Here is a 13,839-nt window from a genome sequence, read left to right on the forward strand (position 1 = left end):
GGCTATCAGGGGTGAGAGCAATTTATGAGCGGATGGCTCATCCTCAGATCGATTGTCGGTTTACTCGGTAATTCTTGCAGAAATAGGGCAGGTATTATTACGCCTCGGTTTTATTTGCCTTTTTCTTTTTTGGTACTGAATGACACTGACCGGGCGCTCATCTTAATGAAGCGTTAGGAGAGGTTAACACAGATGATTCGCCCGCGTAAGTTGTTAAATGAGTGGTAACAGGCTTGTTACAACGAAAAAATTCTCTTTTTACGGGTATAGATAATAAAGGGTAAAGATTAGCGTGTGGCCAGCGCTGTCATTCTTCTGCGAATATTAAAGCGTGCGCTGCATCACATAGTCGGTAAATTCGTACGGCCCCATCTGCACAGGCACTTCGGCCTCAACCTGGAAGCCCGAACGCAGGTAATAGTTTATCGCCGGCGTATTGTCCTTGTTGACATAGAGCGCCAGTTCCCGCGCGGTGAAATGGTCGAGTGCCGTCTCGATCAGGGTCTTGCCGAGGCCCAGGCCGCGAAACTCATCACGCACATACAGCTTTTTCAGCCACAGGCGGTCGCCATCCACATAGGCCGAGGCATAGCCGACATCCATTTCATTGACGCGCGCGATCCAGAAGACGTGGCCCTGCGCACTCATTTCCCGTTCGAGAGTGTCGGTCGCATAAAGTACGGCCAGCATGGCGTCGACCCGATCGGGGCCAATGATGTTACGGTAACATTTCGGCCAGATGATCAGGGCCAGTTCGCGTACGATTTCCAGTTCATCCACGTCGATGCGACGTATCCGGACGGTCCGGGCCATAGTTTTCCCCATAAATCCAAGGCGTTTCCAGTCCTTAGACAGAGACTATGTGGCACAATTACGGAAATACCAAGAAAAATAATACTGTAATCAAACAGTCTATTTCGTCGTCTTTAAGCCTACCACGCGGCCCGGCATTCCAGCGGCATCGAAATAGTGTTCCTCGCCGACCATCTGGCCTTCCAGAATGGTAACGAAACCATTGGCGGCCTGGCTTGAGCGGGTCACCTGTGGTGTGCTCACGGTGGTCTGCGGGCCGTTGACCAGCGCTTCATCGATGATGCGACCCTTGAGCGGGCCTTTCGACGGCAGATCGAAGCCCAGGATGTGGGCCAGCGTCGGGGTGATGTCAGCATTGGAGATGGGCGCCGCATCGGCGTAACCGGCCTTGAAATCCGGCCCTATGGCGGCCATGAAGTTGCGCGTATTGGCGCGGGTAAAGCCGCCGTGATTGCCCTGGCCCTGCTGCAGATTGGTGTCATTGATCATAACCGAGCACAGTTCGGGCTGCTTCCAGGTCTTCAGGCACGACGGCAGAACGTAATCGGCGAAACCGACATAGATGGCCGGGCGCGGCGTCAAGGCCGATCCGCGCAGGCCCACCGCGCTCATGGGCAGGGTGCCCGCGATCGGGCCCAACTCATCATCGACGAACAGGGCCGCCACATAGTCCTGCTGTGTCAGGGCGGCGATGATCTTCGGCGCCAGTTCCTTCGCTTTGGCCGGATCGAGATAGAGCAGTTCCGAGCCGCCGGAGCCGACCGCCAGCACGTCGGGATGGTCGAGATCGCCGCCCAGGGCCGAATAGCTGTGCGGATGCTCGCCGTTTTCCAGTCGGATCGGCGACTTGAAGGCATCGATCAGCGGCAGGTTCAGCGCCCGGCTCAGGTCGATGGCCAGGAAGCCCTCCGGCAGGAAGCCCTTCACCGTGTCGTCCGGATAGGATTGCTTCGCAGCCCAGGACGTTTTCGACTGGCGGGCGATGGTTGAGAAGCCGTGGTCGGCAGTGACGAAGATATCGGTATTGTCGTAGACGCCGAGTTCTTTCAATTTGTCGATCAGGGCCTGGAGATTGTCGGAGGCATTACGGACGGCGGCCAGGGAGGTCGGGCCGTTGATGCCGGGCGAAAGTTTGTTGAGGCTGTCGCCGGTATTGTGCTGGGTGCCGTCGGGATCGCGCGACCAGTAGACCAGGGCGAAGGGCTGACCCGAAGCCACGAAACGCGGTAGGACGACCTTGGTGGTCACATCAACAAACCACTGCTGCTGATAAACATTGGCCACCTGTACGCCGGGCAGATTATACGCACCGGCGGACTGATTAAGCCCGCGGTCGCGTGCCTCGGTTTCAAGCCCGGCATCCTTGATGGACTGCATGACATCGGCCGGGACGGGGATGGGATGCCCCTTTTCCCAATGCGTGCCGGTCCAGTCATCGATGAAAATGGTGCTCATGCCGTCGGCGGCGGTGATGTCCTGGATCAGGACCGGCCCCTCCTTGCCGATGGCGGCCGTCTGGTAATGGTTCTGACGCGCCAGGGCCAGCAGGCTCATCTCGTTGAGATAGTTGCCGCCGTAGATCTCGTTGGTTTCCTTGAGGATCGGATCGTTTTCCATGAAGTGGACGGTGCCCGGCTCATATTTCAGTGGCGGCAGGGCAATTGAGTTCGACCATTCACCGGTGTCTCCGATGCCGTGGCCGGTGGCGATGGCCGAGGCATTGGTGGTGGTGACGGTAGGGTAGAGCGAGTGCGAATTGCGGAAATCGACGCCGTTCTTCTGGATATCGGCCAGGGTTGGGGCAGTGTCGTGATTCACAATACCGTAGCGCAGGCCATCGGCCACGAAGATGATGACATTTCGCGGTTTGTCGGCGGCATGGGCGATGCCACTGGCAGACAGAAAACCGAAAACCGCCAGACAGAGATTACGGGTGAAGCGGCGGGTTTTCGAGATCATGGCTTGGCTCCTCATTGACGCTGCTGCGTCTTTAGAGCCGTAACTGTGACACTTTGATGTGAGAAGCCCTTCGGCGAACAAAAAAAGCGTCCGGGAGGGAGGGCGTTTCCCGGACGCTCAAGGGCGCCGCCATAGGGCGAAACGGCGCCGAACTATTTTTTTTTACGCGTAAAGTGTGCGGCCGGATCAGGCCGCAAACGGCAGGTTGAGCGCCTCGGCGACGGCCTGGTAGGTGATGCGGCCGCCGGCGATATTCAGGCCCGCCTTGAGGTGCGGATCGGCGGCCAGGGCGGCCGAAACCCCCATGCGCGCCATCTTCAGCACGAAGGGCAGGGTGGCGTTATTGAGCGCCAGAGTCGAGGTCCGCGCCACCGCGCCCGGCATGTTGGCGACGCAGTAATGGACAATGCCGTCAACGATAAAGATCGGGTCCTGGTGCGTGGTCGGGTGCGAGGTCTCGAAGCAGCCGCCCTGGTCGATGGCGATATCGACCAGCACCGCGCCGGGCTTCATGGTCTTCAACTGTTCGCGCGAGACCAGTTTGGGTGCGGCCGCACCGGGAATCAGCACCGCGCCGATCACCAGGTCGGCCTCTTTCAGCGCCTCGCCCAGCGCCGCTTTGGAGGAATAGGCCGTCTTGACCCGACCGTGGAACATCTGGTCGATCTCGATCAGCTTATGGGCATTGATATCGAAAATCGTCACATCGGCCGACAGCCCAACCGCCATCTGCGCCGCATTGACGCCGGAGACCCCGCCGCCGATGATCACCACCTTCGCCGGGGCTACGCCCGGCACGCCGCCCAGCAGGACGCCACGGCCACCGAAAGCCTTGTGCAGATAGGTGGCGCCGACATGAACCGAAATCCGCCCGGCCACTTCCGACATGGGCCGCAGCAAGGGTAGGCCGCCCTGCGGTTCGGTCACGGTTTCGTAAGCAATGCAGGTGGCGCCGGAGGCCATCAGGGCCTCGGCCTGCGGCTTGTCGGCGGCCAGGTGCAGATATGTAAAAAGCGTCTGATCGGCTCTCAGACGCTTGCATTCATTCAGTTGCGGTTCCTTGACCTTGACGATGAGTTCGGCGATGTCAAACGCCTCTTCGGCGGTCATGACGATTGTCGCCCCCGCCGCGCGATAGTCTTCGTCGGAAAAGCCGATACCGGCCCCGGCCTGGCTTTCGACAAAGACCTCGTGGCCCTGATGGGTCAGTTCGGCCACCGAGCCGGGGACGAGGCCTACGCGATATTCGTGGTTCTTGATTTCCTTGGGGACACTGATCTTCATGGGTTCGCTCCCGGTTCCTGTGGTCTTATTTAGTTTCACTTGTCGTCTATTATGATCCTGTTGAAGCGGCATTTTTTTGAAATTTTGTACGTTGATCTGGCAAGTCAGAGGATATATTCTCAATTTTATGGCCAACAGCGATAAATTTTCCGATCTTGATTCCTTCGACCGCGAACTGATCAAGGTCCTGCGCAACGATGCCCGCGCCACCTCCGCCGATCTGGGCGAGGCGGTGGGGCTATCCCCCTCCGCCGCCCACCGTCGGGTCAAGATTCTGGAGCAGAAGGGCGTCATCACCGGCTATCGCGCCGTGATCGCCGAAAACGTCCAGGGCAAGCAGGGCACCGTGTTCGTGCATGTCACGCTCACCGACCAGCGCCGCGAGACCTTCGAGAAGTTCGAGCGGGCGGCCCTGGCCTGCGCCGCCATCGAGGAATGCCACCTGATGTCGGGCGAAGCGGACTACCTGCTGAAGATCGTTCTGCGTGAGAGCCTGAGCTACGAAGACGTCCACCGCGATGTTCTCAGCATCATGCCGGGAGTTTCCAAGCTGGCCTCAAGCTTCTCGATTCGCACCGTCAAGATGGGCTAGTGTATTCTAACTGTACCATAAGGTATTGCAGGGTTTTTCCAGACGCCATTTTCCACTAAGTCTATTATAATAGCATCTTTTTCCAAAACTGTTCATGCCCGTTTGGCCATAAACGATCGTGAGGCGGGTGTGAAAGAAGCTATAGACAGGTCGATGTATGAAAATACCTCCGTACACCTGAAAGTCCTCATTCGGTTTTTGCTTGTTGGCGTTAGGATCGTAATATTCATTATGAACAATGCCCAAAGCTTCAAATGGACAATTCAGACTGCCTGACCGATTATGTATAATGTCTTCGAGGGCGATTTCCTCCACCTGCTGACGCAAGACTTTCGTCATTATCATGCAGTCTGCATACAAGAGTGGTCTTGGCGTCTTCAAGTCATCAATGTTATGATTATAATCCGGCACGAATTTGCCGATATTGTGAAGCCGGAAGGTGATATATCCCAGCGGATCAACGGGTGGTGTATACCAGATGCCTAAGCCGAGAAGGATTAAAGTCATAAGTGCGGTAGCAATTTTCGGCATGGCATCCCCCGTGCCAAACTACTAGCCTAAATACGTTATAAGGCGCAACAGATGCCTCACAGTACTTCTAATTCGACGCATCGTCGTCGCTGATTGCCTTGACGACATCGGCGCGGTCCTCCGGCGGCAGCTTGTCGGCGGCATTCAGCAGCATGTCCTGTGCCACGATCTGTGCCTGGTTGTTCTTTTCACGCAAGGCGGCAAAGCGCTTCTGCGCCTCGGCGCGATTATAGTGCGGGCTGGCGATATAATGCTTCAGGTCGCGGCGAGCCTTGCGCACCTCGGTCAGGCGGGCGCGCAGCACCGGACGGGCATCCGCCAGACTGGCCTTGACCGCCGCCTGGGTCGGCGCCGGCATCTGCGCGATCTTTTCCTCGGTCAGGATGACGGGCGCGGCCTCATGCCGGGCCATGCGCGACTTGATGAACAGACCGGCCAGGACCGCGCCCTGAAGGACATTCAGGCCGAGCAGGACGGCGATGAGGGCGCCGGTTTTCCAGTTTTTCATCCTAGCCTCCCAGTCCGGCCATCAGCGCGACCCCCGCGACATCAAGTGACTCGCCGGCGGCAATGCCGATGCCGATGCCGAGTGCTGCGCATCCCGCCAGGGCGGCCAGCTTGTAACCGATGGCGTATTGCCAGTCGGTGAAGGCGCGTTTCAGGTTTGCCATGGTCTCGATGTGCCAGGGCTTTTCCTGCGGCTGGTTCAGGGCGGCATGGATCAGGCGGGCGGGCATATCCGGCGCCGGCGGATCGATTTCCCACTTTTGCAACAGGGATTTCAGGTCAGGGTCAAGCGGGTCAGTCATGGCGTCAATCTTTGCTTCAGGCCCTTCTTTCCGCGGAAGAGAAGGGCTTCCAGGGCGCTGGTGGTGATATTCATGATGCGGGCGGCTTCGGCTTGTGAAAACTCTTCGTAATAGACGAGGGTGAGGGCCATCTGCTGCGTCGGCGGCAGGGCGGCCATGGCCTGTTTGATGCGGCGCGTTTCATCGGCCCTGATGCGCAGGTCTTCGCCGGTCGGGGCCATATCGCGCAAAGCTTCGGCATGGTCGTCGAGATTTTCCGCCGGGGTCTTGCGGCGGCGCAGGCGATCGAGCGCGGCATTGGTGACGATGCGATAAAACCAGGTGCCGAAGGCGCTGCGGGCGGGATCGAAGGCGGCGGCCTTCTGCCAGACCTTGGAAATGGCTTCCTGCGCCACCTCCTCGGCGTCCTCGCGGCTGTGCAGCAGGCGAAAGGCGATGGCATAGGCGCGCGTCAGGTGACGGCCGGCCAGATGACGGAAGGCCGCGCTGTCGGCCCGCGCCACCTGCGTCATCAGTTGTTCGTCTGTCAGGAGGCTCGTCATCTGTATCGTAAACGGCCCGCCATCCGCCATGTCGAGAAAAACTCTCACCGCTCTACGCCTGTCTCTCCATCTGTTCAAGTTCATACCAAGAAGCGATGAGCCTGACTCATCGTGGCTTGGCAGCGTGCGACCGCACGCCGCCGCTGATGCGGCGAGCCTGCGCGGCCTCTGAGCGCTAAAGACTGATACGAGAAGGGAGAGCAAAATCCTGCGGCGGGCCACGCAGGCAAAGAAAAACCTCCGGGACGCCTGATCCCGGAGGTTTTTTCTGCGGCGCCGCTCGAACCTGGCGCCTTCAGAGTTCTTCTGTTTAAAAATCTACTGGACGGTTTCCATTACGTCCTGTCGCTGAATGGTCTTGATGCGTTCAATTTCCTCTTTCAGCTTGAGCTTCTTTCGCTTGAGTTCCTTTAGGTATAGAGAGTCCACGGAGGGGCTTCGTTCTTCGCGGGCAATGATGGATTTGAGGGATTGATGACGGTGGTCGAGTTCACGAACTCTCGCTTCAATGCTCATACGGCAGTATCCTTCAGTCTCTCTGTCCGGACCCCATGTCCGGGCTACTCAGGGAACACCCGGAAGCCGATAATGTGGAATCACAATCCGTTACATCCGATCACGGTAATGAGAGAATTATAGTATAGGATGTGTTAAGCAGTTTTACGCATGACAAATGATAAAATGAAACCTAATCAACGTCTTATTGTCGCCATAAGCGGCGCGTCCGGAGCGGTTTATGGTATCCGTGCGCTGGAAATGCTGAGAGCCGCGGGCATAGAGTCGCACCTGGTGGTGTCCAAGGCGGCGGCCCTTTCGCTGGAGGCCGAAACCGAGTTATCCCTGCCGGATGTGCAGGCCCTGGCGGATGTGGTCTACAAGCCGGCGGATATCGGGGCGGCCATCGCTTCCGGCTCTTTCCGGACGCTGGGCATGTTGATTGCGCCGTGTTCGGTGAAAACGCTCGGCGAGATTACCACGGGGGTTACGTCATCCCTGGTCAGCCGCGCCGCCGATGTCTGCCTGAAAGAGCGCCGCCGCCTGGTGCTGATGATGCGCGAAAGTCCGCTGCATCTCGGCCATCTGCGCTCCATGGCGGCCGTGACGGAGATGGGGGCCATTGTCGCGCCGCCGATGCCAGCCTTCTACACCAGGCCGAAAAGCCTCGACGACATGGTGCGGCAGAGTGTGGCCCGCAGCCTGGCCCTGTTCGATATAGATGTGCCGATGACGCGTTGGGGCGAGGATATCAGCCTCAATGACTGAAGATGTGTGGTCCTGGGTTGTGGCCGCCTATGGCGCGCCGGGCGTGGCCGAACAGTGCCTGGAGTTGCAGGACGCGCATGACCAGAATGTGCCGCTGCTCTTGTGGGCGGCCTGGGCCGCCACCCAGGGGCCGGTCGGTGAGGGGCTCGCTTCTCGGGCCGCTGAGGTGGCGCGGGCGTGGTCAGAGGCGGCTATCATGCCGCTGCGCAGCGTGCGGCGGCGGCTGAAACAAGCCCTGTCAGAAGGCGATGAAGCGTCGCGCCTGGCCTTGAGGGAACAGGTAAAGGCGATTGAATTGCAGTCTGAGAAGGTCTTGTTGGAACAATTGGCGGCCTTGAGCGTCCGTTCGGGGGCTGTCCCGGACAGTCTTTTGCCGGTCTTCATTCTGGACGCCGTGCTGGCCGTGGCTTCGGCGTGGTCGGGCGGCTATCCGGCGGAAAAGCTGGCGAGATTGACGCAGACCCTTTCAGACTGGCAAAAATTGCGCTATAAAGGATGAAAGCGGCGGCTTTTTGTGCCCTCTTTTGTCCTTTAGCTTCAACCCCTTAAGCCTGAGAGGAGTCGGCGGCTCATGCACGACGACAGCAATATCCGGACCCTGCGCGGAAAAGACAATCTGCATCTGGTCAAATCGGATGAGCAGACCGGCAAAGGCGATTCGGACAAGGACATCGAGCGCCGGATCGCGCAGCGCCTCGAAGGCGAACACAGCTATATCGGGCTTGTGCCGGAAGAGGTGCCGGCTCAGGTTGATGATCTCGAACCGCGCGTCCGCGAACTGCCGATCGATGGCGAGGTTGTGGCCCTGCGTAACGAATGCGCCCTGCTGAAGCAGGAGCACAAGGATCTCGATGACTCGATCAGCGCCCTGGAAATCGTACCCCTGCCGGACCAGATCCTGATTGCGCGCCTCAAGCGCAAGAAACTGGCTTTGCGCGATCAGATCGCCAAGATCGAAGACAAAATTCGTCCGGATATCATCGCCTGATAAAAGAAAAGCCCCGCAGAGGGGCTTTTCTGTTTGTGTCGGATGGATTTAAGCCGCCAAAACCTCTTCCGACTTGGCGCCGATAAAGGTGCCCTTCATTTGCAGATCGTTGTCCATCCACACGATATCGGCGCGCTGGCCGATGACCAGTGACCCACGGGATGACCCCAGGCCGAGGAAATGCGCTGGCGCTGTGGCGGCCATGATGGCGGCCTCAGCTAACGTGCGGCCGATGTGATTGACCGTATTGCGCACCGCCGTGGCCATGTCGAGATCGGAACCGGCGAGCGTGCCATCCGGGCCGACGCATACGCCATCGCGCACGATGATGGTCTGGCCGTTGAGCACGAAGGTCTTGGTGTCCGAACCGACCGTCGGCATGGCATCGGTCACCAGCATGAAGCGGTTGAGCGGCCGGGTGCGCAGGGCGATGCGCAGGGCCGCCCAGTCGACATGGTGGCCATCGGCGATGATGCCGGTATAGCTCGTCTGGTCTTCCAGCGCGGCCCCGACCACGCCCGGCGCGCGGTGCGTGAAGGGCGACATGGCGTTGAACAGGTGGGTAAAGCCGGTGATGCCGGCCTTCAGCGCCTCGACCGTGGTTTCATAGGTGGCGTTGGTATGGCCGGCGGCCAGGATCACCCCCGCCTGGGCCAGTTCGGCGATATCTTCCGGCGTGCAGTTTTCCGGCGCCAGGGTCACCATCGTCTTGCCACGCTTCAGGCTCTTCAGCAGGGCCTTGGATTCGGCATCCAGCGTGCGGAACATCTCCGGATTATGGATGCCCTTGCGCTGTGTCGAGATAAACGGCCCCTCGATATGGATGCCAAGCACGCCGGGCACGCCCTGGGCGATGGCGTCCTCGGTGGCGCGCATGGCGGCATCAATCACGCTCAGTTCGTCGCTGATCAGGGTCGGCATGAAAGCGGTGGTGCCGTAGGGGCGGTGCGCCTTGCCGATAGCGGCGATACCGGCGGCATTGGTTTCGTCATTGAACAGGACGCCGCCGCCGCCATTGACCTGGGTGTCGATAAAGCCGGGCAGCAGATAGCCGCCGGCAATATCTATGATTTCCCCGGCTGGCGCATGATCGCCGATCGCCGTGATGGTTTCGCCGTCACAGGTCAGGGTGCCGGTGATCAGCCGGCCATCGGGCGTGGCGATGCGGGCATTGATAAAGCTGGTCTGGCTCATACGGTTTTCGTGACCTTGTTGAGGTGGGGCGGGCTGTCGGGATCAAGGCCCCGGGCCACGGACAGGCTGTTGGCGAGGCGATAGAAGCTCTGAATCTGCAGGATCGGTTCCAGCGCCGGGTGGCTCGCCAGGGCGGGCAGGGGCGTGGTGCCGCTGACGGCTTCTACATTGGCCAGCAGGACCGAGGCGCCGCGCGCTGCGAATTCCTGAGCTGCCTCGCGCACGCCGTCGCCGGCCACATCCGAGGTGGCGAAACCGATGATCGGGAAGCCGTCATTGATGATGGCCATGGGGCCGTGCTTGACCTCTGCCGAGGAGAAGGCTTCGGCGTGCAGGGCGCAGGTTTCCTTGAGCTTCAGCGCCGCTTCCTGGGCGACGGCGAAGCCATAGCCCCGGCCGATGACGAACAGGTTACGCGCCGATTGCAGGACGGGCAGGGCGGGGGACCAGTCAAGCGACCAGGCGGCATTCAGTTGCGAAGGCAGGTCACGCAGACCGTCAGTCAGGCTTTCATCACCCGACCAGGCGGCGACGATGGCGGCCAGGCCGCCGAGCGAGGCGATATAGGACTTTGTGGCGGCAACCGATTTTTCCGGACCGGCGCAGAGTGGCAGCAATTCGTCGGCCAGGGCGGCCAGGGGCGAGGTTTCGTCATTGACCAGGGCCACGACATAGGCACCGGCCTTGCGGTGCGCTTCCACGGTGGCGAGCAGGTCCGGCGAGCGGCCTGACTGCGAAATGGCGATGCACAGCGAGTCTTCGGCCACGACCGGCGCGGCATAGATAGAGGAAACCGACATGGCGGCGGTGGAGGTCGGGACACCCAGATAAGTTTCGATCAGATACTTGCCGTAGGTGGCGGCGTGATCTGACGAGCCGCGCGCCACGGTGGTGACCGAGCGCGGCGGGTTGGCCTTCAGGTGCGCGCCAAGGCGGGCGAGGGCGGCCTGGTTGTGGGACAGGAAGCGCTGGACGGCCGCGCCGCCTTCAGCGGCTTCGGAGAACATCAACGTCTTTTCGGCGTCGAGCGGTGCGTGGGCGAGGGTAGGGGAGGGCATTATTATTCCTTGGGGTATCAGCTTATATCGTTGAGTTCCGCGACCACGTCGTAGGCGTCTCCGCGATAATAGGACTGGGTGAATTCAGCGGCGCGGCCATCCTGCAGGAAGCCGCGGCGTTCGATGAAGAGGCCCGGATCGCCGGGTTTGACGCCAAGGCGCTCGGCCTGTTCCGGCAGGAAGGCCACGGCGCGCAGGCGCTGGAGCGCGCGCACCGGACGGTGGCCGGTCTTTTCCAGCGCGTCATAAAGCGAACTGGTGACAGCTTCCGGCGAGGCCAGGCAATAGCCGGGTATGGTCGAGTATTCGAGCGCCATGGTGGTGTTGTCGGCATAACGCACACGATGAAAGCGGTAGACCAGGGCACCGGGCGACAGGCCAAGCGACAGCGATTCTTCCGGTGTGACCGCGCCGGCCGATTTAGACACCCATTCCGAATGGGGCTTGCGACCGCGCGAGATCATGTCTTCCGAGAAGGACGACAGTTTGGAAAAGCTCTTCTCGACACGTGAGGCCACGAACGTGCCGGCGCCGCGACGGCGGGTCAACAGGCCCTCCGATACGAGGCCGTCAATCGCCTTGCGCACGGTGATGCGCGACACATCGAATTCCTCGGCCAGATCGCGCTCCGGCGGAATGGCGTCGTCCTGGTGAAGTTGCCGGCTCTGGATGGCGTCTCGCAGGGCGCGCTGCAATTGCAGGTACAAGGGCGCGGGATCATCCTTGGCCAGGCGGCCTATGGTTTCAGCAAACGACATATCAGGCACTTTCGCGGCAGCGTAGGTTTTGGTGCGGGAAGGCGCGTTCATCAGGCTCTCCCCCTGTTGGTCAGAATGGATTTCAGATGCGCCACCGACTGGGCGTCGGTATCGCGCATATTGGCACTGACATAGCCGAGCGCGAAGGCGCGGCTGTCGTGGGGTGGTATGGGCGCGTTGCAAGAAGCATGGATTGCGGCAATGCCGGCATCGAGAATAGGGCCGACATTTTCCGCCGTAATGCCCTTGCCGGCGAGGATTTCGATGCGGCCCGCAGCTTGTTTCACCAGGGCGGCAAGGCCCTCGACGCCTTCTGCGGCCGTCTGGCCGCCGCCGGAGGTCAGGATGGTGTCGATGCCCAGGGATATGGCGATTTCCAGCGCCTCAAGCGGATCGGGCACCAGATCGAAGCCGCGATGCATGGCGACGGCCAGGCCATGTGCCTTGGCGTGCATTACCAGACTTTTCAGCGCGGCTTCATCCAGCGCCCCCGAAGTCAGATTGGCGCCCAGTACCACCCCTTCGAGGCCGCATGAGGCGGCGGCCACGATATCGCTGTGCATGATATGCAGTTCGTCCGCCGTGTACGTAAAATCGCCGGCGCGTGGCCGGATCATGGCCCGTGTCGGGCAGCCGCATTCGCCCCCCAGTTTCATAAGCCCAACCGATGGCGTCAGGCCGCCTTCGGAAAGGGCCGCCACCAGTTCGACACGATCGGCGCCGTTATCGACCGCCGTGCGCAGGCCGGCTGCCGTATCGACCACGACTTCCAGCAGACGGTTGGTAACAGGCGTTTTGTATGAATCCGGCATCAGGCGCTCACCGTTTGAGGCAGCCCGTTGCTGACGCCGTGGGCCATCAGGAGCCCGCCTTCGAGGGCATCATGTTCAGCCTCGGCCAGCAGAGCACGGGCCTGCGGATTGATCCACGGCTGGAGAATAGGCGCCATGCCGCCGACCAGGCAGACCTTTGCCGCACCGATGGTGTGCAGGCGGTTGATATAGCGCGCCAGGTCATCTGCCGAATGTTGTACCAGGGCGGTGGCCACCGGGTCGCCGGCATTGGCGAACGACATGACCATCGGTGCCAGTGTGCCGTAGTCGCGCGGCTTGGCGGTGGTGACCCAGTGGACGATTTCCGACGGATGACCGCCGAAATGCCGGATCACCGCACGTGTGAAATCGGTATGGGGCGCCAGACCGTCCTGACCTTCGAGCGCGGCACGAATAGCGCTGCGGCCGAGATCGGCGGCGGAGCCATTGTCGCAGACCTCAAAGCCCCAACCGCCGATCTGGGTGCCCTTTTGCCCCACCCAGGCATAGGCATTGCTGCCAGTGCCGGAGATGAGGATGCCGCCATCACGGCCGGAAAAGGCGCCGAGACAGGCGCTATGGGCATCGGAAGAGGCAATGCTGCGGCCAAAGCGCGGTCCGGCCTTGATTGTGCGTTCGGCGTCTTCGGCGGAGGCAATGCCGGCGAGGCCTAGACCGATGCTGATCTTGTCCCAGTCGCCGGAGGTGCGTCCGGCCTGGACCAGCACCTGATCGAGCGTGCCCAGTATGTTGGCCCACACCATGTTCAGGCCCAGGCGGATATTGGCGGGACCGCCCTCGGCCTCACCCAGCAGATCACCTGCCGCGTTGCGCAGACGGACGCGGCATTTGGTGCCGCCGCCATCAACACCGGCGAAAAGCTGCAAGCGGGGATCGAGAGTATTCATAAGAGGCAACATAACACGACTGGCTTTGAGAGACTCGTCAGGTTTCGGTGAGGGGGCGGCTTTTCAGACGTCCGTCGGCGCGTCCACAGGCATTGCCGCGGCCTTGCCCTTGCGCCCGGCAATGACACCAAACAGCAGGATATAGGCATAACAAGGGACCATCAGACACAGGAAGACGAGCTGGAATCCGTACTGGTCCTTGAGGTGGGCGAAGAGCTGCGGGATGACCGCGCCGCCGATGATGCCCATGACCAGGAAGGCGGCGCCGAACTCGGTCAGCTTGCCCAGGCCGCGGATGCCGAGCGGGAAGATGGCCGGCCACATCATG

General features: G+C 60.7%; 17 protein-coding genes and 1 pseudogene. 4 read left to right on the forward strand and 14 right to left on the reverse strand.

The features are described from left to right. Nucleotides 1-324: 324 nt before the first annotated feature. The 3 genes from ACTHND_RS00925 to ald all read right to left on the reverse strand — a co-directional run bounded on the left by ACTHND_RS00925 (nucleotide 325) and on the right by ald (nucleotide 4,056). Nucleotides 325-813, reverse strand: coding sequence for a GNAT family N-acetyltransferase (locus ACTHND_RS00925; RefSeq protein WP_440175365.1), 489 nt, complete (start codon nucleotides 811-813; stop codon nucleotides 325-327). Between the two features lie 99 nt (nucleotides 814-912). After that, a complete protein-coding gene (locus tag ACTHND_RS00930) occupies nucleotides 913-2,772 on the reverse strand; it encodes an alkaline phosphatase family protein (RefSeq protein WP_440175366.1) in 1,860 nt (619 codons plus the stop codon). A 186-nt stretch (nucleotides 2,773-2,958) separates the two neighbouring features. Next, nucleotides 2,959-4,056 carry an alanine dehydrogenase gene (ald, locus tag ACTHND_RS00935; RefSeq protein ID WP_440175367.1) on the reverse strand — a complete coding sequence of 366 codons (1,098 nt, stop codon included), beginning with the start codon at nucleotides 4,054-4,056 and terminating at the stop codon, nucleotides 2,959-2,961. A gap of 127 nt (nucleotides 4,057-4,183) precedes the next feature. Here ald and ACTHND_RS00940 point away from each other — a divergent pair, with 127 nt between their 5' ends. Next, nucleotides 4,184-4,648: an Lrp/AsnC family transcriptional regulator gene (locus ACTHND_RS00940; protein ID WP_090644717.1), complete on the forward strand. Its 465-nt coding sequence runs from the start codon at nucleotides 4,184-4,186 to the stop codon at nucleotides 4,646-4,648. 6 nt (nucleotides 4,649-4,654) lie between these two features. On the opposite strand, the gene ACTHND_RS00945 is transcribed toward ACTHND_RS00940, so the two are convergent. The 5 genes from ACTHND_RS00945 to ACTHND_RS00965 form a co-directional block, all read right to left on the reverse strand. Beyond that, complete coding sequence (locus ACTHND_RS00945; protein WP_440175368.1) at nucleotides 4,655-5,179, reverse strand: hypothetical protein; 525 nt, start codon at nucleotides 5,177-5,179, stop codon at nucleotides 4,655-4,657. Nucleotides 5,180-5,246: 67 nt separating this feature from the next. Then, on the reverse strand, nucleotides 5,247-5,687 hold the full coding sequence (locus ACTHND_RS00950; protein ID WP_440175369.1) for a periplasmic heavy metal sensor: 441 nt from the start codon (nucleotides 5,685-5,687) through the stop codon (nucleotides 5,247-5,249). A 1-nt stretch (nucleotide 5,688) separates the two neighbouring features. After that, nucleotides 5,689-5,988 carry a hypothetical protein gene (locus ACTHND_RS00955; RefSeq protein WP_440175371.1) on the reverse strand — a complete coding sequence of 100 codons (300 nt, stop codon included), beginning with the start codon at nucleotides 5,986-5,988 and terminating at the stop codon, nucleotides 5,689-5,691. Further along, entirely contained in the window at nucleotides 5,985-6,578 is a 594-nt protein-coding gene (locus tag ACTHND_RS00960; RefSeq protein WP_440175373.1) for a sigma-70 family RNA polymerase sigma factor, read from the reverse strand. Before ACTHND_RS00960 ends, ACTHND_RS00955 begins: the two co-directional genes overlap by 4 nt. A 270-nt stretch (nucleotides 6,579-6,848) precedes the next feature. Continuing rightward, complete coding sequence (locus ACTHND_RS00965) at nucleotides 6,849-7,046, reverse strand: DUF465 domain-containing protein (RefSeq protein WP_303828038.1); 198 nt, start codon at nucleotides 7,044-7,046, stop codon at nucleotides 6,849-6,851. A gap of 165 nt (nucleotides 7,047-7,211) precedes the next feature. Between ACTHND_RS00965 and ACTHND_RS00970 the strand changes: the two genes are divergently transcribed. The 3 genes from ACTHND_RS00970 to ACTHND_RS00980 all read left to right on the forward strand — a co-directional run bounded on the left by ACTHND_RS00970 (nucleotide 7,212) and on the right by ACTHND_RS00980 (nucleotide 8,781). Continuing rightward, entirely contained in the window at nucleotides 7,212-7,793 is a 582-nt protein-coding gene (locus tag ACTHND_RS00970) for a UbiX family flavin prenyltransferase (RefSeq protein WP_440175375.1), read from the forward strand. Beyond that, nucleotides 7,786-8,292, forward strand: coding sequence for a TIGR02444 family protein (locus tag ACTHND_RS00975; protein ID WP_440175377.1), 507 nt, complete (start codon nucleotides 7,786-7,788; stop codon nucleotides 8,290-8,292). Before ACTHND_RS00970 ends, ACTHND_RS00975 begins: the two co-directional genes overlap by 8 nt. A 72-nt stretch (nucleotides 8,293-8,364) precedes the next feature. After that, a complete protein-coding gene (locus ACTHND_RS00980) occupies nucleotides 8,365-8,781 on the forward strand; it encodes a YdcH family protein (RefSeq protein ID WP_440175379.1) in 417 nt (138 codons plus the stop codon). 48 nt (nucleotides 8,782-8,829) lie between these two features. Here ACTHND_RS00980 and nagA read toward each other — a convergent pair whose 3' ends face one another. The 6 genes and pseudogenes from nagA to ACTHND_RS01010 all read right to left on the reverse strand — a co-directional run. Further along, nucleotides 8,830-9,975, reverse strand: a complete 1,146-nt coding sequence (gene nagA / locus ACTHND_RS00985; RefSeq protein WP_440175381.1) for an N-acetylglucosamine-6-phosphate deacetylase — start codon at nucleotides 9,973-9,975, stop codon at nucleotides 8,830-8,832. Continuing rightward, nucleotides 9,972-11,033: an SIS domain-containing protein gene (locus tag ACTHND_RS00990; protein WP_440175383.1), complete on the reverse strand. Its 1,062-nt coding sequence runs from the start codon at nucleotides 11,031-11,033 to the stop codon at nucleotides 9,972-9,974. The genes nagA and ACTHND_RS00990 overlap by 4 nt, the downstream gene beginning before the upstream one ends. A gap of 17 nt (nucleotides 11,034-11,050) precedes the next feature. Beyond that, the gene (locus ACTHND_RS00995; RefSeq protein ID WP_090646117.1) at nucleotides 11,051-11,791 is read right to left on the reverse strand and encodes a GntR family transcriptional regulator; all 741 of its coding nucleotides are present in this window, start codon (nucleotides 11,789-11,791) and stop codon (nucleotides 11,051-11,053) included. A 50-nt stretch (nucleotides 11,792-11,841) separates the two neighbouring features. After that, nucleotides 11,842-12,603, reverse strand: coding sequence for a copper homeostasis protein CutC (locus ACTHND_RS01000; RefSeq protein WP_440175385.1), 762 nt, complete (start codon nucleotides 12,601-12,603; stop codon nucleotides 11,842-11,844). Further along, the gene (locus ACTHND_RS01005) at nucleotides 12,603-13,511 is read right to left on the reverse strand and encodes a BadF/BadG/BcrA/BcrD ATPase family protein (RefSeq protein ID WP_440175387.1); all 909 of its coding nucleotides are present in this window, start codon (nucleotides 13,509-13,511) and stop codon (nucleotides 12,603-12,605) included. The genes ACTHND_RS01000 and ACTHND_RS01005 overlap by 1 nt, the downstream gene beginning before the upstream one ends. Before the next feature lie 63 nt (nucleotides 13,512-13,574). Then, a pseudogene (locus ACTHND_RS01010) lies at nucleotides 13,575-13,839 on the reverse strand (glucose/galactose MFS transporter); the annotation flags it as partial.

Origin of the sequence: Asticcacaulis sp., assembly GCF_051954415.1 — a bacterium.
Lineage (GTDB): Bacteria > Pseudomonadota > Alphaproteobacteria > Caulobacterales > Caulobacteraceae > Asticcacaulis.

Excerpts from the sequence above, each read along its gene's own strand:
- ACTHND_RS00980 (WP_440175379.1), top strand. The coding sequence starts at position 8,365 with ATGCACGACGACAGCAATATCCGGACCCTGCGCGGAAAAGACAATCTG.
- ACTHND_RS00925 (WP_440175365.1), bottom strand. The coding sequence starts at position 813 with ATGGCCCGGACCGTCCGGATACGTCGCATCGACGTGGATGAACTGGAA.
- ACTHND_RS00930 (WP_440175366.1), bottom strand. The coding sequence starts at position 2,772 with ATGATCTCGAAAACCCGCCGCTTCACCCGTAATCTCTGTCTGGCGGTT.
- ACTHND_RS00970 (WP_440175375.1), top strand. The coding sequence starts at position 7,212 with ATGAAACCTAATCAACGTCTTATTGTCGCCATAAGCGGCGCGTCCGGA.
- ACTHND_RS00950 (WP_440175369.1), bottom strand. The coding sequence starts at position 5,687 with ATGAAAAACTGGAAAACCGGCGCCCTCATCGCCGTCCTGCTCGGCCTG.
- ACTHND_RS00955 (WP_440175371.1), bottom strand. The coding sequence starts at position 5,988 with ATGACTGACCCGCTTGACCCTGACCTGAAATCCCTGTTGCAAAAGTGG.
- ACTHND_RS00990 (WP_440175383.1), bottom strand. The coding sequence starts at position 11,033 with ATGCCCTCCCCTACCCTCGCCCACGCACCGCTCGACGCCGAAAAGACG.
- ACTHND_RS01000 (WP_440175385.1), bottom strand. The coding sequence starts at position 12,603 with ATGCCGGATTCATACAAAACGCCTGTTACCAACCGTCTGCTGGAAGTC.
- nagA (WP_440175381.1), bottom strand. The coding sequence starts at position 9,975 with ATGAGCCAGACCAGCTTTATCAATGCCCGCATCGCCACGCCCGATGGC.
- ald (WP_440175367.1), bottom strand. The coding sequence starts at position 4,056 with ATGAAGATCAGTGTCCCCAAGGAAATCAAGAACCACGAATATCGCGTA.
- ACTHND_RS00995 (WP_090646117.1), bottom strand. The coding sequence starts at position 11,791 with ATGTCGTTTGCTGAAACCATAGGCCGCCTGGCCAAGGATGATCCCGCG.
- ACTHND_RS01005 (WP_440175387.1), bottom strand. The coding sequence starts at position 13,511 with ATGAATACTCTCGATCCCCGCTTGCAGCTTTTCGCCGGTGTTGATGGC.
- ACTHND_RS00940 (WP_090644717.1), top strand. The coding sequence starts at position 4,184 with ATGGCCAACAGCGATAAATTTTCCGATCTTGATTCCTTCGACCGCGAA.
- ACTHND_RS00975 (WP_440175377.1), top strand. The coding sequence starts at position 7,786 with ATGACTGAAGATGTGTGGTCCTGGGTTGTGGCCGCCTATGGCGCGCCG.
- ACTHND_RS00945 (WP_440175368.1), bottom strand. The coding sequence starts at position 5,179 with ATGCCGAAAATTGCTACCGCACTTATGACTTTAATCCTTCTCGGCTTA.
- ACTHND_RS00965 (WP_303828038.1), bottom strand. The coding sequence starts at position 7,046 with ATGAGCATTGAAGCGAGAGTTCGTGAACTCGACCACCGTCATCAATCC.